Annotated in this window: 24 protein-coding genes and 1 pseudogene; 8 read left to right on the top strand and 17 right to left on the bottom strand. The window is 68.7% G+C overall.

Annotated elements, in window-relative coordinates:
- From OHB41_RS49685 to OHB41_RS49675, 3 genes are all read right to left on the bottom strand, one after another.
- A complete protein-coding gene (locus OHB41_RS49685; RefSeq protein ID WP_266709001.1) occupies positions 1 to 2127 on the bottom strand; it encodes a chromosome segregation protein ParM in 2127 nt (708 codons plus the stop codon).
- A gap of 82 nt (positions 2128 to 2209) precedes the next feature.
- Positions 2210 to 2629 (bottom strand): conjugal transfer protein TraB, encoded by a 420-nt coding sequence (locus OHB41_RS49680; RefSeq protein ID WP_266708999.1) that lies wholly within the window; start codon positions 2627 to 2629, stop codon positions 2210 to 2212.
- A 24-nt stretch (positions 2630 to 2653) separates the two neighbouring features.
- Positions 2654 to 3082: a hypothetical protein gene (locus tag OHB41_RS49675; RefSeq protein ID WP_266708997.1), complete on the bottom strand. Its 429-nt coding sequence runs from the start codon at positions 3080 to 3082 to the stop codon at positions 2654 to 2656.
- A gap of 1191 nt (positions 3083 to 4273) precedes the next feature.
- Between OHB41_RS49675 and OHB41_RS49670 the strand changes: the two genes are divergently transcribed.
- Positions 4274 to 4531: a hypothetical protein gene (locus OHB41_RS49670; protein ID WP_266708995.1), complete on the top strand. Its 258-nt coding sequence runs from the start codon at positions 4274 to 4276 to the stop codon at positions 4529 to 4531.
- Between the two features lie 322 nt (positions 4532 to 4853).
- Here the strand turns inward: OHB41_RS49670 and OHB41_RS49665 are convergent, their stop codons facing one another.
- From OHB41_RS49665 to OHB41_RS52490, 12 genes and pseudogenes are all read right to left on the bottom strand, one after another.
- On the bottom strand, positions 4854 to 5162 hold the full coding sequence (locus OHB41_RS49665; protein WP_266708993.1) for a hypothetical protein: 309 nt from the start codon (positions 5160 to 5162) through the stop codon (positions 4854 to 4856).
- Entirely contained in the window at positions 5159 to 5644 is a 486-nt protein-coding gene (locus OHB41_RS49660; protein WP_266708991.1) for a hypothetical protein, read from the bottom strand. Before OHB41_RS49660 ends, OHB41_RS49665 begins: the two co-directional genes overlap by 4 nt.
- A gap of 113 nt (positions 5645 to 5757) precedes the next feature.
- A complete protein-coding gene (locus OHB41_RS49655) occupies positions 5758 to 7518 on the bottom strand; it encodes a DUF2637 domain-containing protein (protein WP_266708989.1) in 1761 nt (586 codons plus the stop codon).
- Positions 7519 to 8011: 493 nt separating this feature from the next.
- The gene (locus OHB41_RS49650) at positions 8012 to 8203 is read right to left on the bottom strand and encodes a DUF5999 family protein (protein ID WP_323138641.1); all 192 of its coding nucleotides are present in this window, start codon (positions 8201 to 8203) and stop codon (positions 8012 to 8014) included.
- Positions 8204 to 8555: 352 nt separating this feature from the next.
- On the bottom strand, positions 8556 to 8759 hold the full coding sequence (locus OHB41_RS49645) for a hypothetical protein (protein WP_266708985.1): 204 nt from the start codon (positions 8757 to 8759) through the stop codon (positions 8556 to 8558).
- Between the two features lie 55 nt (positions 8760 to 8814).
- Complete coding sequence (locus OHB41_RS49640; protein WP_266708983.1) at positions 8815 to 9129, bottom strand: WhiB family transcriptional regulator; 315 nt, start codon at positions 9127 to 9129, stop codon at positions 8815 to 8817.
- 170 nt (positions 9130 to 9299) lie between these two features.
- Positions 9300 to 9464 carry a hypothetical protein gene (locus OHB41_RS49635; RefSeq protein WP_266708981.1) on the bottom strand — a complete coding sequence of 55 codons (165 nt, stop codon included), beginning with the start codon at positions 9462 to 9464 and terminating at the stop codon, positions 9300 to 9302.
- 70 nt (positions 9465 to 9534) lie between these two features.
- Positions 9535 to 9687: a hypothetical protein gene (locus tag OHB41_RS49630; protein ID WP_266708979.1), complete on the bottom strand. Its 153-nt coding sequence runs from the start codon at positions 9685 to 9687 to the stop codon at positions 9535 to 9537.
- A gap of 152 nt (positions 9688 to 9839) precedes the next feature.
- On the bottom strand, positions 9840 to 10127 hold the full coding sequence (locus OHB41_RS49625; protein ID WP_266708977.1) for a hypothetical protein: 288 nt from the start codon (positions 10125 to 10127) through the stop codon (positions 9840 to 9842).
- Positions 10124 to 10291: a hypothetical protein gene (locus tag OHB41_RS49620; RefSeq protein WP_266708975.1), complete on the bottom strand. Its 168-nt coding sequence runs from the start codon at positions 10289 to 10291 to the stop codon at positions 10124 to 10126. The genes OHB41_RS49625 and OHB41_RS49620 overlap by 4 nt, the downstream gene beginning before the upstream one ends.
- A 395-nt stretch (positions 10292 to 10686) precedes the next feature.
- Positions 10687 to 11499 carry a hypothetical protein gene (locus OHB41_RS49615; RefSeq protein ID WP_266708973.1) on the bottom strand — a complete coding sequence of 271 codons (813 nt, stop codon included), beginning with the start codon at positions 11497 to 11499 and terminating at the stop codon, positions 10687 to 10689.
- Between the two features lie 264 nt (positions 11500 to 11763).
- Positions 11764 to 11988: pseudogene (locus tag OHB41_RS52490) on the bottom strand (helix-turn-helix domain-containing protein); the annotation flags it as partial.
- Positions 11989 to 12139: 151 nt separating this feature from the next.
- Between OHB41_RS52490 and OHB41_RS49610 the strand changes: the two are divergent.
- The 3 genes from OHB41_RS49610 (at position 12140) to OHB41_RS49600 (ending at position 16991) form a co-directional block, all read left to right on the top strand.
- Positions 12140 to 12682 carry a GntR family transcriptional regulator gene (locus OHB41_RS49610; RefSeq protein ID WP_266708971.1) on the top strand — a complete coding sequence of 181 codons (543 nt, stop codon included), beginning with the start codon at positions 12140 to 12142 and terminating at the stop codon, positions 12680 to 12682.
- Positions 12679 to 13446, top strand: a complete 768-nt coding sequence (locus tag OHB41_RS49605; RefSeq protein WP_266708969.1) for a GntR family transcriptional regulator — start codon at positions 12679 to 12681, stop codon at positions 13444 to 13446. Before OHB41_RS49610 ends, OHB41_RS49605 begins: the two co-directional genes overlap by 4 nt.
- A 1271-nt stretch (positions 13447 to 14717) precedes the next feature.
- Positions 14718 to 16991, top strand: coding sequence for a hypothetical protein (locus tag OHB41_RS49600; RefSeq protein WP_266708967.1), 2274 nt, complete (start codon positions 14718 to 14720; stop codon positions 16989 to 16991).
- Positions 16992 to 17015: 24 nt separating this feature from the next.
- Here the strand turns inward: OHB41_RS49600 and OHB41_RS49595 are convergent, their stop codons facing one another.
- A complete protein-coding gene (locus OHB41_RS49595) occupies positions 17016 to 17276 on the bottom strand; it encodes a hypothetical protein (RefSeq protein ID WP_266708965.1) in 261 nt (86 codons plus the stop codon).
- A gap of 90 nt (positions 17277 to 17366) precedes the next feature.
- Here OHB41_RS49595 and OHB41_RS49590 point away from each other — a divergent pair, with 90 nt between their 5' ends.
- The 3 genes from OHB41_RS49590 to OHB41_RS49580 all read left to right on the top strand — a co-directional run bounded on the left by OHB41_RS49590 (position 17367) and on the right by OHB41_RS49580 (position 19142).
- Positions 17367 to 17720 carry a hypothetical protein gene (locus tag OHB41_RS49590; RefSeq protein ID WP_266708963.1) on the top strand — a complete coding sequence of 118 codons (354 nt, stop codon included), beginning with the start codon at positions 17367 to 17369 and terminating at the stop codon, positions 17718 to 17720.
- 59 nt (positions 17721 to 17779) lie between these two features.
- Positions 17780 to 18100, top strand: a complete 321-nt coding sequence (locus OHB41_RS49585) for a hypothetical protein (RefSeq protein ID WP_266708961.1) — start codon at positions 17780 to 17782, stop codon at positions 18098 to 18100.
- 106 nt (positions 18101 to 18206) lie between these two features.
- Positions 18207 to 19142, top strand: coding sequence for a hypothetical protein (locus tag OHB41_RS49580; protein ID WP_266708959.1), 936 nt, complete (start codon positions 18207 to 18209; stop codon positions 19140 to 19142).
- Positions 19143 to 19250: 108 nt separating this feature from the next.
- Here OHB41_RS49580 and OHB41_RS49575 read toward each other — a convergent pair whose 3' ends face one another.
- Complete coding sequence (locus OHB41_RS49575) at positions 19251 to 19493, bottom strand: hypothetical protein (protein WP_266708957.1); 243 nt, start codon at positions 19491 to 19493, stop codon at positions 19251 to 19253.
- 142 nt (positions 19494 to 19635) lie between these two features.
- On the opposite strand from OHB41_RS49575, the gene OHB41_RS49570 reads away from it, so the two are divergent.
- Positions 19636 to 20502 carry a pentapeptide repeat-containing protein gene (locus OHB41_RS49570; protein ID WP_266708955.1) on the top strand — a complete coding sequence of 289 codons (867 nt, stop codon included), beginning with the start codon at positions 19636 to 19638 and terminating at the stop codon, positions 20500 to 20502.
- The last annotated feature ends 210 nt before the right edge of the window (positions 20503 to 20712 follow it).

The following is a 20712-nucleotide window of genomic DNA, read 5'->3' as shown; positions in this document are numbered from 1 at the left end:
TTAGGCCTTTTCGAGGCTCTTGATGGCGGCAAGGGCTTGGCGAGCTGACGTGACGGGTTCGGCCTGGTGCCCGCTCGACGAGGTCTCGCCTCTGCCGCCGTACCGGCGGGACGGTTCGTCGCTGTCAGCGTCGTCGTCTTCTTCGGGCTCGGGCCAGAACTCGCCGGGCCGCACGGGCTCGTTCCAGTCGAACCACAGGCCGCGCTTCTCCAGCTCGCTGATCTCATGGTCGGTGAGCCGGTTGACCTCTTCGGGGAACAGGTCGGCCAGGTCGGTGTCGAAGTCCGCGTACAGCGACCGCATGAGGACGGCGCGGCCGTTGTCGAGGACGATGACCGCGACTCCGCCGGTGGACACGCCGTTCTCCGGGTCGGCCTCGCCGCGGATGGCCCGCTCGATCGCAGAACCTTCGGTGCGGGAGTAGCGGGCCGGGATGGTCGGGACGTCGTGGGCGTTCTCCATGGTGCCCTCCGCCGCCTTGCGGGTGGCGCCGGGCGAACCCATGTTGAAAATGACCGGCCTCGAGTTCTGCCGCAGGTTGTCCTTCATCTCCGTGGAGAAGCCGTTGTGCGCGAACGGGCTCTGGCCGGCCGGGTTGAAGCCGATGCCGTACTTGAGGCCGGTGACGGTAAGGGCGTCACCGTCCTTCTGGATGAACTCGCCGAAGTCCGCGTCCTGCGCCGCGGTCATGAACTCGTCGCCGTAGACGTTCAGCTGCCGGTACGGGCAGCGCGGATCGCCCGGCTTGTAGTCATGCGGCTGACCGTCGTGCGACCAGGGCATCTCCGCCCTGATCTCGCACAGCGCGTTAGCCGCCCGCAGCGAGCGGGCCATCCACAGCGCGTTCGAACCCTGCCGGTCGATATACCGACCGAGCACGGTGGTCTTCTCGTCCTTGCGGACCGTGGACAGCCACACGACCTCCCCGTCCAGAGACTGGGCAGCCATGTGGATCGCGAAGAACTGCGTCTTGCCCGACCGGCTGACCCCAAGGGTGAGGCCGTGGGCCGCCGCGTTCTTGTCGTGCTGGTACACCATCGTCTTCACCGGCTGGCCGGTGATGGTGAACCCGCACACGTACATGCCCTTGGCGTCCGGGGTGAGCAGCTCGCGGGTGGCAGGGAAGATCGCGGACAGCGGCGGCTCGTCGAACGCGCTGATCAGGAACTCGCTGCCGTCGACGAGGACGAACACACAGGAGTCGTCCTCGGGCACACCGAGTCCGCGGCAGACCTTGGCCAGGTCGATGCGCGGAGTGTCGGTGGAGTCGGCCATCTTCGCCCGGTAAAAGGTGACGCCGCGTGCATCGTCGCGGGTCCGGTGGACGAGGACGGAACCGGGGGCTCCGCCTTTGGGACTACCGATGCGGTCCGTCCAGCGTTCCTGGTCGGTGGGCTGGCTCCGGCGACGTTCGTTCGCGTCGGGGGTGATGTGGGCTTCCAGCCAGCCCGGGCCGCCTTGCCGGCCGGGCTGGATCGCGATGTCGGAGAGCTCGACGTCGCTCTCGTGGACGCCGAACGCTGCGGCGACCACGGCCTCGGTGAGTCCGGTGATCGGCCGTCCGGCTTCGGTGGCGCGCACCAGGATCGTCAGGTCGTTCGGCATGCCCGGGTGGCGGGTGGCCTTGACGATGTGAGTGCGGGCGGGCATGCCTGCGATCTCCCACAGCACGTTCGCGTCGTGAGTCAGCCGGTCGGTGCTGGCGCGCACGGTTGCGGGCGCCGGTTCCGGCCCGGCCGTGGGGCGCAGGTCGGCCGGGAGAGTGGCGAGGGCCGGCCTGTGGTGGCGGCGGGTGTGCCGCGAGAACGGCAGTACGAGAAGACCAGCCGCCGCCCATCCGGCTGCCAGCAGTCCGTCCAGCCACCACGGGCCCCAGCCAGGGGTATGCCGGGCGGCGACGTCCACGGCAGCGGCCAGGACCGCCGGGCTCCAGCGCAGGATCTTGCGCCCGGCGCCGGACTCTTCGCCCTTCCAGGCGAGGAACCAGCCGCCGAGGCCGGCGGCGCCAGCCAGCTGCACGACCTGGTTGACGGGGCTGTCGGAGTAGGCGTTGGGGGCCACGGCCAGCACGGGCGCGGCGAGAGTGTAGGCGAGGCGTTCGAGCGCGACACTGCGCGGCGCGGCCATGGCTGTCTCCTTCAGGAAAGGGCACGGGCGGCCCCGCGCGAGACTGCGGGGCCGCCCGTGGCGGGTATGGGTGGGGGATAGGTCAGCGGTTGAAGAAGCCCGGCCGGGGCGTCCTCTCACGGCGGTTGGAGCGGATGTCGTCCAGCGCCCCGTAGAGCTTGGAGTGCTTGCGCCGGGTCTCGTGGGTGAGGTCGGCGGTCTCCTGTGCGGTGTTGCGGAGCCTGCGGACCTGCACGGCGGCACCGCCCAGGGCGACTCCGACGCTGCTGCTCAGCTCCACGAACTTCGGGTCGAGTTCGGCGTTGGCGACGTCACGGGCGGTGTCCTCGGCACGGCCCGCGTTGCTCCTGACGCTGCGGACCAGGCTCTCCAGGTCGCTGCCGGCGTCGTCGAGTGCGCGAGCGAACGCGTCGAGCTTGGCCTGGACGGCCTTGAAGCGGTTGTCGGCGTCGGCCGGGACGGGCACCGCGCTGGTGGTCTGGGGTGCGACATCACTGCTCATCAGGGTTGTCTCCCTTCTTGTTTCCTAGTCGTGGTGGGCGGCGGCCGACGCGGTCCTGAGTCCAGCCTCTTCCTTCGCGGCCATGTCCTGGCCGTAGACGCGGGCGACCATGGAGGCCGCCAGTTTGGCGGCCTCCATGGCGAGCTCGCACTCGATCGCGCACCGTTCGGCCTGCTTCTTCATCCGGTCCGCCGCGTCGGCCAGGTCGACGACCAGGTCGGTGACGGAGGATTCGATGTTGTGGTCGCCGACCAGGTCGGCGGCCATCTCCCGCAGGGCATCGGCGACTTGGTCGAGGGCCTTAGCGAGGGATTCGGCCCGCTCCCGGTCGGAAGCGGCCTGGATGGCGATGTTCGCCATCGTCATCAGGTATTCGTCGAACGTGATGTCCGTGCGGTGCTGGGCAGCCAGGCCGCCCGTGCCGGACGCCCTGCGGACCGATGCGCTGCTCACGCTGTTCCCTTCCGTGCTGGTGGGTCGGCTGGTACCTGGCCGCTCGGTGTGCGGTTCGGGTGCGGGCGGCAGACCCCGGACGCCAGTCGTCACCGCGGCAGGGTCGTCCGGGACGATGACCGCGTCCTCGATGTCCTCCTCGCCACCGCCAGGGCTGCGCGGCGACCGGGTGGGCCGATCGGGCCACTCCACATCGGGGACAGAGCCTTCCGGCGCGAACGGGTCGTCCGGCCAGGGCCCGTTGTGGGTTCTGCTGCGTCCGTCACGGCGAGCGCGGCCCCCCTGACGTGCTCGGCCGGTGCCGCTCGGCTTCCCGCGTTGAGAACGACGGCGCTTCCAGCCCGGCTGTGCGCCAGCAGGCTTGGAGGCGCCTGGCTTGCCGGCCCGGTCCTTACCGGTGCTGGAACCGGCGCCCCTGCCCCCCTCGGCGGCTTTCTCGCCGCTTCCGCCGGCGCCCCCAGTCCTTCCTTTCGGCTTCTCCTTCTCCTTGGTCAGGTTCACCTTCTCCCGGCCGCTCTTCGCCTTGTCTCGGCGTTTGTCCCAGCGGCGTTGGGCCTCCTGCGTGACGGCCGCGCCCAGGGTCGTGCGCTCAGAGCCTGCCGAAGCCGCGGGTTCCCGTTTCGCCCTCCGCGCAGCATCGCGCTTCTTCCGCTCTGCCCGACGGTCCTTCCAGTCCTTCTGCCGCTGCGCACGGGTCTGGTCACGGTCCTGGGTCCGGTCAGCGAGGGCGGCCGCATGGTCTGCGGTGCGCCTTGCCTGCCGCGCAGCAAGTCGGGTGCCGGCCCGCTCCTGGCGGCCGCGGGCTCGTTCGGCCCGGCCGCTGGACGCCGGGCCCGGCTGAGCGTGGCCGCGGTCACCCTTCCCGCTCCCGCCACCAGGGCCCTTCTGGAGGCCTTTCGAACCTCCGGGCGACCCTTTTCCCCCGCCCCCGTTCGTGCGGCCGCCAGGCGAACGCTCAGGGCCCTTTCCGACGCCCTTGCCTCCTCCGCCGGCCCCCTTGCTCGAGCCGGGACCGGAACGCCCGCTGGAGCCACCGAGATTGGATTTGCCGCGCGAGGAAGACCCGCCGGAACCCCCGGACTTCGAAAGGCCCTTGCCTGATCCCAGACCCGAACCCGGTGACTTCGTCCGGTCGACGCCGCCTTTGCCACGCGCCTCCGCCTTGTCACCCTTCGCTTTCATCATCGCGGCGTGGAGCTTTCCGTTCTGCTCCAACATCGCGACTTCCTGCGCCGTACGCCCCTTCAGGAGCTCCGTTTTCCGCGCTATTTCCGCCTCACGAAAAAGAGCTTCCCCTTCGTGACGGTCTCGGGCTCTTTCCAGACGGAATTCCAGCCAGTCACCGAGTCGATCGGCGAGAGAACGAGGCTGAACATACTCGCCGTCCCCGTATTGATCCTCACCGTCTTCCGCTTCTGGTTCTGCAATTCCGTCGGATCGCAGCACTGACGCCGGATCCGGCGCGGACGGAATCGGGGAAAGATTCAGCGCAGCATTTCCAGACAGGTCCGGCTGAGTTTCCGAGGAATCATCTGCTGCCGGAATAGTGTCCGCGAAATCAGGGATGGGTGGCGGCGCGTACGACGGCTCATCGCGCCACGGTCCGCGGACCAGGATGCCGGTCGGATCGTCTACGTCGGACACGGTGCACCTCCTTCCAGGGGCTTGACAGAGCGTGAGGTCTTGTGTGCACGCGCGTGCACGTGCACGTGTGCACGCTTTACGCGCGCGAGGCCCCGCCGACGTCCGACGGGGCCTTCGTGTGTGACGTTCAGTGACGTGGGTCGTGCTGCTGCAGAACCTGTTCCGCGTACTGCATCAGGTGGTTCCACAGCCGGTCGTCGCCGCCGGCCCGTTTGCCGATGGCCAGTCCGAACAGGCGGCACACCTGAGTGAATCCGGGAATGGCATCGCTTCGACCGGCCTTGACGTCCTTCAAGATCTGGGATCGAGTGATGCGGAGCCAGAACTCCATGCGGCCGAGTTCGCCGCGCGATTCGACCGACCTGCGCTCTTCTTCTCTCAGCCATTCGTTCCGCCCCTGAATGGAGCGCTCGATGCTGTTGAGGGGCCGCGTCACGCGGAATCCCGGTTACGCGACAGGTCGTAAATGCTCGCAGGGCTACTGTATCCCACGTTCCGGGTTCGTTCTCCCTGGTCAGAGGTGGTTCCGGGCGTCGCCTGCAGCTCAGGATTCTTCCGACGCATCTTCTCCAGTTTCCTCTCCTTTCGGTCCCTGACCGTATTCACGACGGCCTCATCGTGAGCGCGGCGCTTGTAGGCGCTCTTTTCCAGGCCCGCCGCCAGGTGGTTGAGGTCGGCGAGTACGTCCCTCAGCGCCTTTTCGACCGGCCTGGCACGGAGTGCGGCGTGATAGCGGCGATCTCCTTCCACGTGCGTGCCGCGCAGGTGGAGGCGCGTTTCGCGGGCGAGGGTTTCCAAGTTCTCGCCGATGTCCAGCAGGACCCGCTGAACGTTGGCCAGGTACCGGGCAGTTGCATCCGGGTTCCGCGCGACCTCACTGAGGGGAGAGGGATTCTGGTTCGGGTCGTTGCTGTTCACGGTGGGGATTCCTCCTGCTGTACTAGGGGTTCTGTGACTGCTCCCGGCAGTCGCAGCGAGGGCCAGCCCGAATCGCGCGGGCTGGCCCTCACTGGTGTGTGCCGGACGGCTGTTCAGCCGCGGTAGCCGTGCGCCATGAGCACGCTGGCTTCCTGGCGGTACTTGGACGCGGTGTCCGTGGAGGACACCGCGAGTTCGCGCTGGACGTCGGCGATGGAGATCCGGTCGCGCAGTTCGTGGTGGATGTCCTCGTATGCGAGGCCTTCGGGCACGAGGCCGGCCGCGAGCGCCATGCGCGCGACCTTACGGACCGCCCGCTCGCGCGGGGTGGCCTTCGCCTCATCCTCGATTTCGACCGCACGTCGCTCGGTTTCGGCGGCAGCCAGCCGCGCTTCGGCGGCGGCGAACTCGCTTTCGGCCTCGCGCTTCCGGGCCTCCTGCGCGTTGGCGTCGGCGGTCGCCGCTCGCTCGGCTTCCTCCGCTGCTCGCCGGTTCGCTTCGGCAGCGGCGCGCCGCGTTTCGGCAGCGTCCCGTGCGGTTTCGGCAGCGGCCCGCTCCGCTTCGGCCGTGGCCTTGCGGGCTTCGGCAACGGCCTGGGTCTCGATCGCCTCTGCCTCCGCTGCAGCAACCTGGTCGGCCAGCGCCGCTTCCCACCGCTTCTCGGCCGCCTGGCGTTCCAGTTCCGCCGCGCGCAGGTCCGCGGCGGCCTTGGCCTCACGCTCGTCGGCCTCCCTGCGCTCCGCCTCCGCAGCGCGGCTGCGGGCCTCGGCCACCACGGCGTTGTCGAGTGCCTCCCGCTCCAGCTCAGCAGCCCGCTCTGCGGCGCTGACCTGGGCTTGGGCGTGAGCGCGGGCCTGACCGGTCTGGCCGTCGACCTCGGCCTGGGCGATCTGTACCTGGCCCTTGGCGCGCAGCCGTTCGGCTTGCGACGCCGCCTTGGCGACCTCGCTGCGTGTCTCCGCGTCCAGGCGCCGCTGCTCAGCGTCTTCCGCGCGCTCCTGGGCTGCCTGCTCCTGCTCGTCGGGCATGGCCAGGGCCTGATCGACGGTGTAGCCGTAGGGGGCCATCCGCATCGGCAGCAGTTCGTCCTCGCTGGCCGCGTCGATGTCCCCCTTGTACTTGCGCTTGAGCCACTGCTCGTACGCGATGAGCTGCTGGTCGCGGCGGATCATCTCCGGGTAGGAGGTGACGCCCCACAGCCGCATCCGGCGGAAGATCCGGGCCGTCGCGATCGGGGCGAGGATCCACCGCAGCCACGGGATGGAGTCCCGTTCCTCCTGCTCGGGCCGGACGACGCGGTCGATGGCGGTACGCCCGAGTTCGACGACCGTGATGAACAGGACCGGCACCACGCCGTGAGCGCCGGCGGCGACGTAGTCGAGGAGCTTCCACGCCCCTTCCGGGGCGCCGGACGCGGCGTTGAGGACGACAGTCGCGCCGGTCAGTAGCCACACCGGGTAGCGGATCCAGCCGATGGGGCGCTGCAGCCAGGCCATCAGCAGGTCGACAGCGATCATCACCATGATGCCGACGTCGACACCGACCGCGAACAGCTGGCCCTTGCCCAGCGTGCCGAACCGCAGCTCCTTGAAGGCGAAGTCCGCGACGTGCTCGAAGGACAGGTAGAGGCCGATGCCCGCGAGGGCGAGCGCGGCCAGAACGATCCCGCCGGTGGTCCACTTCTGGGTGCCGGTCAGCTTCGCCGGAGAGGCTTTCGTTCCGGTTCCGTTTGTCGTCTCCGAAACGACGTCTGTCCTGCCCGAAACGGCATCGGTTGTCGTCGAAACCGGCTGAGGTGTTTCCGAAACGGCGGCCGGCGCGGGCGTCTCGGGAGCGGGTCCGACCGCGGTTCGCGGCCAGTCAGTCATCGTCATCGGGACCTCCGGAAGGGATCATTCGGGGCGTGCACGAAACGGCGGGCGCTGCTCCCGAAACGCGGGGGTGCGTACCCGAAGCAGCGGTAGATGTGGTCTGTTGATCGCGAAACCGGCCCCGGCACACCCGCGGTGGGCGCGCGGCTGGGACGGTTACTCGATAGACGGGCGACCGTTTTTGCGAAGCGCCCTGGGGCGGGCGCGAAACTGGGTGCGGCTCCCGCCGGGTACGCGCGAAATCAGCTCTCGGATCCGCGCTACGCGAGCGAAGGTCGGTGTGGGGGATGCCGAAGAACCGGCCTCGGTCGATCCGCGGTTGGGGCGTGCTGCCGAAACCGCCAAGACAGCGAAGCGAAGCCCTGTCTCGGGCTGGACCCTGAGCTCGCCGTGATCAAGTGGCTCTTGTCGACTATCGGTCCGGGCTGTCCGGCTCCCAGTCACCGCCCGACCCAGACGCCGAAGAGGCGGTCGGTGCGGGCGGATCAGGCAGCCGTCAGGCCACGACCGTGAAGCCCCGGCGCGGAGCGACGACCGCGCCGTCGGGCAGCAGGTCGCCGGTGTCCTCGAAGGCGACCAGGCCGTTGCAGAGCAGGCTCCAGCCCTGTCCGGGGTGGCTGGTCACGACGCGAGCTGCTTCCGCGTCCGTGCTGCTCGCGGCCGGGCAGGCCGGGGTGTGCCGACACAGGGATGCGGGCAGGCGGCGGTTGAGGCGGGTGTCGTCCAGCGGGGTCCGTAACGGGAGCGTGTGCATGGTGCCTCCGGGCGTTGTAGTGGGGTGAGTTGCGCGGCTGCGCGGCTCCCCTGGACGCCGTCCGGCCCGGCTCTTGCACGCGAGGTGCGAGGCTGGGCCGGGCGGGTCAGGCAGCCGACAGAACGGATCAGTCAGCGCGGCAGCGGAGTCCGCGTGCGGTCCCTGCGTTCTCCTTCGTCACCGGACTGGCCGGGGCCGGGCCGGTGACGACGGGCTGGGCAGGGTTGCGGGCGTGAGTTGCTGTGTGGCGTGCCGCCGGGGCGGCGGGCAAGCATGCGGCTTGTCCTCAGTTCTTTCGGCGGCTCTGCGCGACGAGGCCGGTACGCCCGGCCTCGTCCAGCCATTGCTGGGCGTGGTCTCGGTCATGAGCACCAACGATCGGAGCGAGGCCGTCATCGGTGGTGACGAACGCGGACCACGTCGTGCCGTCGTTCTCCGTTTCGGCCTGGGCAGCGTCGAGCTGGTTTCGAAGCCAGGCGGGGAGGGCCACGTCGGTCTCCTCAAATCAGGTCGGGGCAGGGCGGGACTGGGGTGGAGGGGGAGTGTCAGGCGCTGGCCTGACGTGCACGGTTGCGAGCCGCGCGGCGCTTCATCGAGCGACGCTCGTCCTCGCTCAGCCCGCCCCACACGCCGGTGGCCTCACCGCGGTCCAGCGCGCCCTGGAGGCAGCTCTCCTGCAGCGGGCAGCGGCGGCAGACGGCCTTGGCTTCCTCGATCTGGTACAGCGCCGGACCGGTGTTGCCGACGGGGAAGAACAGCTCGGGGTCCTCGCCGACGCAGGCGGGCTTGGGTCGTGCGGGGCCCGCGGCGGTGGAGACGGAGCCGTAGCCCCACGTCGGTACGCTGGAGTTGCGATTCATCAGGGCCTCCCAGAAGGTCCAGTTCAAGAGACAGCCCCGGGGCGGCCACCCCGGGGCTGTTTGATGTCGGCGGCCGGACGGCCTGAGCGGGGGAGCTCCCGGTCTCCGCCGGCCTAGGCCGGGAAGGCGCGGGGACGACGGGCAAAGCCGGGGGTTCAGCGCTGCCGCTGTCATTCGGTGTAAGCGTCCTGCAGGCGGGTGAACCGTTCGCGGATCGGTGCCCCGTACGCGCATGGCGTCGGGCCCTGGCAGGCCGGGCAGTCGGCGGTGTGCTCGGTGGAGTCCTCGAACGCCTTCATGTAGCGGACGAACAGGTCGTCGGTCGGCCGAGTCATTTCTGGTGGTTCTCCGACCGCTTGTTCTTCTCCGCGTTCTTCTGCGAGAGCGCCTCGCGTTCGGCGTCAGTCATGCCGCCAGCTCCCAACCGGCCAGCACCTGGGCCACGCCGACGACGGCGACGTCCTCCGGCTCATAGCCCTTCAAGTCGTCCTCGCGCTCGATGTCGTCGACGATCCCAGCCTGCGGCTGCCCGGTAGCGCGTGCCATGCTGTGGTGCATCAGGTCCTCCAAGCAGGTCCTGGACAGCCCCGGTGAATTGAGACGCTCCGGGGCTGTCGTGCTGTTCAGGCGACTGTTCGTACGAACAGCCGCGGCCCGTCTCCCGTCGCACCAGCGAGCGGGTCGGACGGAAGAGGGACCGTGGCGGATCGTCAGGCGGCAGGCACGAAGGCCGCGGGCGCGCGGCCGGGGCGGACCAGGCGGTCATCGCTGGTCCACGCGGCGCCGGTCGCGTGCGGCTCGCTGTCGGCCCGCAGCACGTCACGGACGATGAGCGCCCACTGTGCGTCCTTGCGGCGCAGCAGCTGCGCCGCTTCGCCCGGGTCTGTGATCAGCACGAGGACCTCGTACGCGCCCGTGTCGGTCTGGTAGAGCGCCCCGGGCTGGCGCGGGCCGATCTCGTCCTCGGAGCGAGGCCGGGGGATCGCGGTCGGGATCATGCGGCGGCTCCGATCAGGACGTCGAGGCCGTCGTGCCGTGCGTTCTGTGGGTGCGGGCGGGGGCTGGCGGGCGTTGGCCGGTCGGGGGTCTTCTCGTGGGGGATCGGCCGGTTCGGTAACGGCGGGCGGGTGACTGCCATGGGGGTGTCGTTCAGAATGGTCATGCGGGTCGTCCTGTCTGGAGGGTGACCAGCGGCAAAGAACCCCCGGGGTGGACACCCCCGGGGGTTTGCCGTAGATGGGGCCCCGCCGCGGCGGGGCAGTGCGTCCTGCGCACTCCACCGGCGGCCGGGCCCCGCTGGCTGGCAGCGGGCGCGGTCGCCGGTGGGCAGCGCAAGCTAGCTGCCGTCTGGTGTCGTCGGTTCGGTCGCGGCCATGAACTCCTCGTACTCCCTCTGGTCCGCGGTCTCGTACCCGTCGCACATCTCCTCGAAGGAGACGTCGTCGTCGCTCTTCATTGCGCGTTCCTCCTCACTGACCGCTGTACGAGCAGCCACGGCCCCGGCCGCCCCGGCTGAAGGGATGGCCGGGGCCGTGGTCGTTCGTCTCGGGGTACGGGTCAGGCGCCGGGTGCTGACTTCTTCAGCGCGTACTGCTCGCCGAGTTCGGCCTGCCGTCGTTCGTGCGCTGCCACGTTCTGCGGCCTCAGCGGAAGTTGCGGACCGCGGAACTCGGAGACCGATCCCGGCGTGCGCTCCGAGCACCGGTTGTTCGCCCTCTCAACCGCCTCACCGCCGTGCTTGGCCCACTGCTGCCGACGCCCGGCCGGCCACTGTGCCGCCAGCTTCTTCGCGGTACGCCGCTCCTCCTCTTCGATCAGGTCCCGGGCCAGGCGCCGAGTGGGCTCGACCTGAAGAGCGAGGACGTACCGGCGGGCAAGGACGCCTCCGTCTGTGCAGTGCTGGCTGCCGGCGCACAGGGTGCAACCCTTGCGGTGGGCCAGGTAGGACTGGCGCACCGAGTCCAGCGTGACCTCCGTCGTGATCCGGGAGACCGGAGTGGCCGGAGCCGGGAGCGGCTTGTAGAACTGCTGCGCGGCGCGACGGTTTTCCTGCGGCATCGCGTCCCGCAGTAAGCGGTCCTGCCGGGCCTGCCAGCGCCGGACGTCGATGTCGATTTCCACGACCTGATCGGTACCGTCGCACTGGATGTGTTTCTCGCCCTCCGCCACTTTCGCCGAGATGCAGTGCTCGCGGATCTTGAGGACCGTATCGCCCATGATCCGACGCCAGGTGAGGCAGTCGGGGCAGACGATCGACCGCACCTCGCCCGGGCGGACATTGAAGTCCTCGGGGGCCATGGTGCTGAGCAGCAGCGGCGGTCGGCGGTTGGTGTTCTTGGACCGGGTACGGCCGGGTCGAATGCGGGGCATCGATCCTCCTGACGCGAGCGGGCGGCAAGCGCGGGTGCTGCCTTCTCTGCCACGCCAGGCTGGCCGTTCGGCCGGCCTGGCGGACAGACAGCGCAGCTGCGCTGTTCGAGGTGAATCAGGTACAGCTATTCGATACAGGCGCCTCCGGCCGGGGGAGCTCGGCTCGACCCCACTGCCGCCGCCCCGAGAGGCGGTGACTCCCGCTGTTTCGCGGTGTAGCAACGCTGCTTCTGCTAGAGGTCCGTCAAAAATCGGCGGACTGGCTCAGCCAGTTGCAGCTGCGGAATTGAAGTTCTCGAGCGCTTCGGCCGGGATGCGGATCGCCCCGCCTCGTACACCTGCACCGCAGGTGCAAGGTCGCTCGTCTCGAACGGCCCCCAGCTCTCCCCGCTTGATGTACCGGTAGACGGTCGCCGGGTGCTTCCCCAGGCGACGGGCTACCTGTTGTACGGAGAGGTCGGGCCTCGAAGCCGCAGGCTGTTCCATGAATCTCGCTCCTCTGGGCCGAGTGACGCGACGAACGTACTACCTTTCGCGAAAGGCGGCAAGGTTTCGCATCAAGATGCAGCCACCCCACCAGGGCACCTATCGTGAATAGCGATAAGGTTCGGCGATCGCAACGAGCGGGGAGGTCGAGCTGGTGAGTGACAAGTGGATCAGTGCCTCAGCGCCATACCTTGCGCCACGCGCTCCAGGCCAGCGTGATGCCTGGTCCGAAGAAGCCGCAGGTCACGGCCGCAAGGGGGGCCAAGAGCTGATCTTCGCAGGCACCATGCAGGCACCGCCACTGGTGGCAAGGGCGCTTGGCGTCGACACGGAAGAGGCCGCTGTAGCGCGAAAGCGGATCATCACTCTCGATGGCGAACCGGTAGAACTCACCGATACCTACTACCCGACATCGGTCGCATCCGACACGCCGCTCGCCTCTCCTCAGAAGATCAAGGGCGGGGCTGTGACGCTACTTGCAGAACTCGGGTACGCCGTGACCGACATCCACGAAGACATCAGCGCACGGATGCCCACTGCTGACGAACGCCGGCTCCTGCACCTTGGCGCAGATGAGCCGGTGCTGCTCTTGCTCCGCGTCCACGTCGCCTCAGACGGCAAGCCTGTGCAAGTAGACGCGATCACCATGCCCTCGCGAGGGCGCCACCTCTCCTACACCTTGAAGAAGCAGGGATGAGCCCCGCCATCGATAGCGAGAGCATCGACCCACGCCCCCTCCACGAGCGGATCGCAGCCGACCTACGCGCGCAGATCAGATCCGGCGACTACGCAGCCGACACGGCCATCCCGTCAACGGAACAGCTGAAGACACGTTTCGAAGCCTCGAATGCGACTGTCCAAAAAGCTCTGGGGCTGCTGAAGAACGAAGGACTGATCGTCGGCCGTCCGGGGAGCTCCGTGAAAGTTCGGCGCCAGCGGCTGCAGACCATGACTCCATCTCAGTACTCGCCGCCGGCCGCCCCGGGTGACCAGTACCGGTGGATCACGGAGGCGGAGAACAGGGGTCAGACAGGGAAATCCCAACTCCTTGAAGTTGCAGAAGTCATTCCTCCTGCCGATGTTCGGGAGGCGCTCGGCATCACCGCGGACGAAACGGCTGTGCTGCGCAAGCAGATCCTGCTCCTCAACGACGAGCCGTGTGAGTTGGTGAAGTCCTACTACCCGTTGGAACTTGCACGAAATACGCCAATCGCACAGAAGAGGCGGATCCGTGGGGGCACCCCCGCCCTGCTTGCTGAAGCGGGCTACCCGCCCGTCCGAACCGTGGACCGGGTCTCGGCATGCATCGCAACCCAGGAGCAGTACGAAACACTCAGGCTGCCGAGCGACCTTCCGATCCTCCGCACGCTGCGAGTTGTACACAGCCGCGAGGATCGCGTGATCGAGGTGACTGAGATGGCGAAGGCCAGCCACCTCTATGAACTGCGTTATGACTTCTGAGGCTTGCTCACACTCGCTCGCGACCTTGCCGCATTTCGCGAAAGGTTGGTAGCTTGGGCCGCAGTTTGAGATCTCAGGGCCACCGAGGCCACTCGGTGGTTCTGGCTCCCCCGCTGCGGGGCTCCTGGTGAAGGAAGCTCACGGCACTTCGCGAAGGAGACCAGCAATGCCGCCTCACCGGAGATGTTCACCAGGCATGGAAGCGCAGCCGCACCGAAGTGACTGACACGCATGAGGCGCCCCTGCCCACCTTGCTTCGCCGCCTGGAAGACCAGACTGAACTGGCGCTCCCCCAGCAACAGCTGACGAGGTGTGCAAACGGCAGCCCGGCCTTCGAGCGTACTGACGACGGAGCCTTCGAGGCACCGCGCGGCGGGACCATACAGCTTTTGACGACACGTCTTCCCCAGCCACTACGGGGATCAGGACTGGGGAGTATCGTGTCTCCGAGCTTGATCCAAAAATGAAAAGCCCCCAAGACCTTAGGCAAGTCAAGGGGGCGGGCCGGAACCTCTTGGCGGAGGCTCTGCGGCCAGCCGACCACCCCTTCCACGACCAAGGTGATCGACATGCAGCAGGGTACCCGTACCCTCCGCACGACACACAACACGGCACCAGCTGTAGCAGCGACCAGTGCGTCGCTCCGGCCTGGTGCCCTCTCGGACTTCCCGCACCGATCCGCGTACGGGTACACGACTGCCCCACGAGGGGGCTGTATGTCGTAATCGCGATAGGCGGCGCCCGGTAAGCGGGTCTAACAGCCGTCGGGACGCCCGGCCACCTAGGCGATTCGCAGTCACCTCGGCTATGGCGTCCCATCTGCCACCAGGCGGGCTTCGCAGGCCCCCTGAAGGGATTGTTCGTCCGGTTAGCAGCCGGCCGAACACTTCAATCTTTGGTTCTCCCCGAACCAGCGCCGAAGGCGCCTTTTTCGTGCCCTCCCTCAACTGCAGGAGAGCAGGACCCATGTTGCAGCATCAGGCTGCTCTTTGTCAGCTCACCCATGCCCGTTTGGCGCATTTTGCGCCGTCTACCCGGTCACAGTTTCGGCCTCAAGCCGCTATCCCGCCATGCCAGCGGGCTGAAATGGCGCGTCCTGTGCGGTCCACCGGAGCGTCGTCGTGAGCTCCGCGACCGTGCCTGCTACCCACCGTCCGGTACGGCGTCGTTTGCTCCACGCCGTGCCGGATGTGCTCGGACCGACCGTGAAACGAGGTCCCGGGCACCCTCTGGTGCTCGGGACAGATGCCCGGGCTCGTCTGACGGCTGCCGTGCACACGCTGCTGGATGCCTCGGGTCTCGACGATGGCGTGTCGGACTCGGTGCGGCTTGCGGTGGTGGTGCTGGCTGCCCGTACGCCGTCCGAGACCGGCGTGGTGGAGATCCGGGCTCGTGAGCTTGGCCGGTGGCTGGGGCTGTCAGAGTCCAGGGTGCGACACGCGGTCGTTCCGGGCCTGCGTCGGTCCGGCGTGGTGGACGTCGAGACGATGACCGGTGAGTTCGGCGAAGACCGCGGCCTGACCTGCCGTGTGCTGCCGCTGTGGGAAGCCCGAGGCAAGGCCGGGAACCCGTTGCTGTTGCAGAAGTCAGAGCTGGCAACGCTGCTGCGGCTGATGGAGGCCCTAATGGCGCCGGGCTGGGCGCATCGGGATGGGCGTGTGACCCCGGCCGGGCTGCTGGGTGCCCGGACAGGGCATGGAGCTGCGACGGACCGGCTGGCCATGCTCTTGCTGGTGCTGGAGACGGCGGAGACGGGCCGGGTGCGGTTGTGTGGCGGCCGGGTCGAGCAGCGCTACGGGCGGCCGGTGGTGACCCTGGCTCGGCTGCTGGGGTGCTCGTCGTCTCGGGCTGAGCGGGTCATGGCTCGGCTGGAGGATGCCGGCCTGGTGGAGCGGCCGCGGCGGCAGACCGCGTCGGGCCTGTGGCAGGCCTCACGCCTGGTGGTGCCGGCGGTGACGGCCGCGCACGGTGTCAGAAACGGGGGTCTCCGTGGACGAAGTGATGGCCCTGATGGCTGTGTTAGAGACCTCGCAGGTTCGGCATTGCCTGCTAGGAGGTCCCTTGTGCCGGTAACGCCGCAGGTCAACGGCGAGAGCGAGGTCTGCAGTCCTGATGGGGCAGACCTCGCAGAGACGGCATCCCTTCACACTGATCACCCTCCTGTGGCTGACGAATCTCCTGAAGCTGATGGTGGTCCTGGGGTTTCCGGCTACGCCGATTCGGGGTGCTGTGGTCGGCCGGAGCGCGCGTGCACGCACGAGGACCAGGCACTGGACGCTTCTGCTGCGTCGTCCGCACCGGCTGCCGGTGCTCAGGGAGGCGGCCCGCTCCGCGGGGAAAACCATCAAGACGATCCAGGTGGGGGAGTGGCTTTCGGGCACTCCAGCAGCCGCGTATGCCCGCCGGTCGTCAGCGACGGTCACGGACAGCACCAGCAAAAGGACCCCGGCGCTCTTCGATCGCAGGTGGCTCTGGCTCCGGTGGCCTACCTGTGGCGGCACCTGCGCGATGGCCAAAGGGCCGTGGTTCTTCCCGCCGTTGAGCAGGCTCTGGTGGTCCTGTCCGGCATCGTTGATCCGGCCGCCGCCCCGCAGGTGCTGGCCAACCGCCTCGTTGACCGGTTGCGGGAGGTCGGAGGCGAGGCCTTGGTCCGGGATCCGATGGGCTGGCTGCTGGGTCGGGGTCTGGTCCAGCGTCCAGCGTGCCCGGACCGGCGATGCGACGACGGCATCCGCCTGGACACGGGCGAGGACTGCCCGAGCTGCGGCAACGTCGTCCACATCCGGCGTTCGCTGCGGGCCCGAATCGCGGCCGCGGTCGACGCCGACATGCCGTACGCCCCACTCGCAGAGCGCCGGGCCGAGACCGACCGGCGGCTGCGGGAGGAATATGCCCTCGATGAGCAGCGGGCACAGCTGCGCCGGGCACGGGCACAACGCGAGGTCGAGCAGCGGCAGCAGGCCGTCGCGCGGCGCCGCGCTCTCGAGGAAGATGCGCAGGAAGCCCGCAGGCAGGCCTCCTGCGCGGACTGTGGGCTGCCCGGCTCCGCTGGCCTGTGCCCAGGGTGTTCCTACCGGCGCCGTGCCGAGGACCTGGTGCAGGAGTCGGTCGACCTGGCGGTCGCCGTACGAGCAGATCTCTCCGACGCGGCCGCGGTCGCCGCACTCACCAGGCGGTGCGAGTGCGACACGCGCGAGTTGCTGGTAGCGGCGTGCGAGCAGGCCTGCGGTCCGGACGCCGAGCCGGAGTGGATTGCGTACACCACTCCGCAGATCGCCCAGCAGATCCGCGATGACCGTCGAACGGCCGCGCTGCGCCGGCTGCTGAGGTCGCGGGAGGCTGTGGCGGAGGCCGATAGTGCATACGCGGCGTGCCGACGGGGTCAAGGATCTGAAGCGGAAGCCGTCAGGGCGGCGGATGCAGCGGGCCGCCGCGCTGCTGAGTACCTGCTCCGACAGTCCGTGGGGGAACTGCACGCGCTCCGGCAGCGGGCGACGTGGGCGAGTCCCGCCGCACGTGCGGGCAGCCAGCCGGTGGTGGCGTGATGGAGGTCGCTGAGTACCTGGGCGTCACGCCCCATGGGGCGTGGTCGTTCGGCAGGACTCAGCTGGGGTCTCTCGCGGTGGCCGGCCGCGGCGGGACTCGGCCGGCCAGTGTTCCGCGAGGTGTTCCAGGAAGCCGTCCGGGTCTGCGACCAGGGCGTTGAGGCAGGCCACGACGAACGCTTTGGTCTCCCGGCCGCGCTGGCCTAGCTGGTCCTGGGCGGCTGTTTTGAGGGCGGCGGGCGGACGGACGGTGAGGCCCGGGTCGCGGTGTCTGCTGCTGCTCATGACGAAGACCATCCCATAAGTGGCTTGCCACTTTCAACAGGTCCGGCTACCTTTAAAAGTGGCAAGCCACTTGCTCTGTGTGGGGGACCCATGCCACGGATCACCGAACGCACTCAGCCCGCCGCCTACCAAGCCGCCCTCGTCCACTCGGTGTTGAGCACGGGCGCGCAGAGCGATCTCACCGACAGCGACCTGGACCAGGCCGCCCTGGCCGCCGGTCTCCGGCCGCCGTCCCAGCCCGGAACCCGCGACGCCGTCCGCGCGGCGCTGGAGTGCCCGGTCGACTTCCTCTGTATCGACCCCAGCCCCGAGGCCCTGACCGGCAACCAGGACATCGCCCAAGCCGTGTTCGACGCCGCCGACGAAGGCCACCCCCTGATCGTCATCGCCGCCGACGGCCGCCGGATCGTCATGGTTCCGCAGCAGGTCGAAGACCGGTCATGACGCCGTCCGCGCTCAACACCCCTGTCACGCCACGCCGCCCCGCCGGAAGGGAGACCGCCGTGCTGACCACCGTCCACCCCGCGCAGGGGCCCTCCACCGGCCAGTTTCCCCACCTCGCCTTCCTGACCCTCACGGACATCCCGCACGTGAGCGACCGCTCCGGCACGACGATCGCGCCGTACAGCGCGTGCATCGCCTACGAGGCGGATGCCATCGCCCCGAGACGCACCTGGCACGCCCAGATCTCCGCCTACCGGGTCCTGCCCAACGGCGCCGTCGACATGGATCCCGCCTTCATCGTGCTGCACAGCGCCACCGACCGGGACCTGCTCCCCGACGGACTGCTCGCCCGCATTGAGGGCCGCGTCTGCTTCTGGTGAACACGGTGAGGGTCCCCGACAACAGCTGGGGACCCCCACCGCTGCGTGTGTCCGACCTCGCCGTGGACCGACTCCCGCATCCAACCCGCCTGAGATGGGACGACAGATGACACAGCTCACGCTCGCGCGCACGATCGCCTTCACGCCGGCGTTTCCCGACGACGTGAAAGCCGAGACCGGCACCGGCTACCTCACCCCCGGCGGCCTGGTCGTCCACACCGGCTGGTCCCGCCCCCTCGACGCCGCACCCCACATCCGCCGCCAACACCGCGCATACGAGGGCTACGGCACCCAGTGCTGGAACATCTCCACACCCGACGGGCACACCGCAGCCCGCTTCCCCTGCCTCACCCGCCCGGACGCGGAAGCCGCAGCCGCCCGCATCTCTGCCGCGCTGCCGGGCGGCGCCTGGCCGGCCGACGCCGACACCCACGCCCTGCTTCCCCTCGCACTGGAAGCATCCAGCACCCCGGACATGCTGCCGCTGCGGCACCGGGACAAGCCCAACTGGGGTACTGGCCTGGGCAGCGACATGGTCGACTTCCACCTGCCCGACAACCGGGCCGACTACGAGAAGATGATCGCCGCGCACGGCCGGATCCCGAAAACCTGCCAGGCCTGCGCCCGCACCGTCCGCGAGCAGAAGAAGCTCGGCTGGGGCCCGCGCACCAACCACTGGCCCCGCTGGAGCGTGACCGGCCACCGCGGCGCCTACGCCAGGGCGCACTGCTACTGCGCCGCGTGCATGGGCCTTGACCTGCGCATCGGAGCCTTCGGGCCCGCCACCGACGACGACGGCGACACCGTGCCCGGGTCCGCTGCCGTCTCTCCGTGGTCCGACCCGCGCGCCGTCGTCCAGGCCAGCGTGGATCTCGACCGCAGCGACCGGCCCTTCGCCTGGTTCACGTACTTCCTCAAGGAGGCGGGGCACGTCGTCGTCGACGAACGCAAGTGCGTGAACCTGTGGCCGGTCGCCGTGCGCCACGACGACGCCCTGTTCTGCGAGACCGGTGTCTCCGGAACATTCGACCTCGACAGCTGAGCTCTGGCAGGGAACGCCATCGGGCACCAGGTCAGAATCCGCGGGCATGACATCTGAAAGGGCTGGAGGGTCCGCCACCATCGGTGGCGGGCACTCCAGCCGTTCGGGTCAGAAGCAGCTCTGAACCCACACGATGACCGAGCTCACTGCGCCGCTGCCGAGGCTGTATTCGGCGCCGTGAAGGATGTGGTCCTGGACGCTCCGCCCGTGCCCCGCGATCCTTTTCCGCAGGTGGCCATTGGTCAGGGTACGGACCTTGTCCATGTGTGCACCGTGCTCGGGCCGGTGCTTGCCGAATAAACGGAACGGCGGTCCAGAATCGTGGGCGCAGACCGTCGCGGTGAAGTGCATTGCGCCTCTCACTGATTGGCCTATGCCTCGCCTTCCGATGGAGAGGCACGGGTACATCGGGCTACCGGAGGGCAAGTAGGCGAATCAGGGACCGGATGTGGACACCGGCGCTACCGTCGGTCCTCCGATCTAAGGGGGAGTCATGTCCGACACAGCGGCGGAGCGACGGCTACTACGAACCCAGTGGGCGATGGTGGTTGTGACCGGGCTGCCGGGGATCGCGGCCGTGATCGCCCTGATCTTCACCTTCTCCACCGTGCAGCAGTCAGGGGAGACTCTGCAGATAGCCGAGCAGGGGCAGATCACTGACCGGTACAACGATGCCGTCACCAATCTCGGTTCAGACACCATCGACATCCGCCTCGGCGGCATCTACGCGCTTCAACGCATTATGACCGACTCCGCCCGCGACCAGCCTGCCATCATTCGTATCCTCTGCGCCTTCGCCCGGGTGCACGCTCCGCAGAAGCCCCACTCCCGGTCCGCCCCTCCGTCGCTGAAGGCCATCGGCGCTATGCCGCCGGACATCGCTGCGGCTCTGCAAGTCTTGGTCCAGCGAAACACCGCAGAGGACGGCAGCGCCCAAATCGACCTGCACGGGGCGAACTTGGCCAACGCCGACCTCAAGAAGGCGGACCTGGACCACGCCAATCTCAGAGGGGCGAACCTCGACTTCGCGATGCTCGAGGGGGCGAGTCTTGCGAACGTTGACCTGTACGGGGCCAACGTTCGCTTCGCGGGCCTTAACGAGGCGAACCTGACCAAGGCCGACCTCGAGCTAGCGACCCTCGACGGAGCTGACCTCACCGGCGTAGACCTCACCGGGGCGAACCTCGTACTTGCTGACTTCAGCCAAGGGGACCTCTCTGAGGCGACTCTCACCGTGGATCAACTGCTCAGTGCCAGCCGAATCCCACCGCTGCGGCAACTACCAAAGCCGCTGGCGTCAGATTCGCGAGTCCGGGCGAAGATCACACGGGACACGCAAAGGGATGCGAAACGGGACTGACGACGTGGCGCAGAGCGAGGAAGCCGCCGCCGCCAGGGACGCCTGGCTGCGGGCACTCCGGAACCGCGGAATTGACCGTTTCTGCGCGAGGTCCGCAGGACCCTGAACCGCGAGCAGGGCCAGAACCTGGAGTCGCGATCCTCAGCAGGAGCAACCGAGCCGTTCGGCCGGGCGTTCTCGACGTGACCTCCGCTGTACATGCGGAGCGCG

Origin of the sequence: Streptomyces sp. NBC_01571 (assembly GCF_026339875.1) — a bacterium.
Lineage (GTDB): Bacteria > Actinomycetota > Actinomycetes > Streptomycetales > Streptomycetaceae > Streptomyces.
Note: the sequence above shows the minus strand (reverse complement) of the source record. Positions and strands in the feature narration are given on the sequence as shown.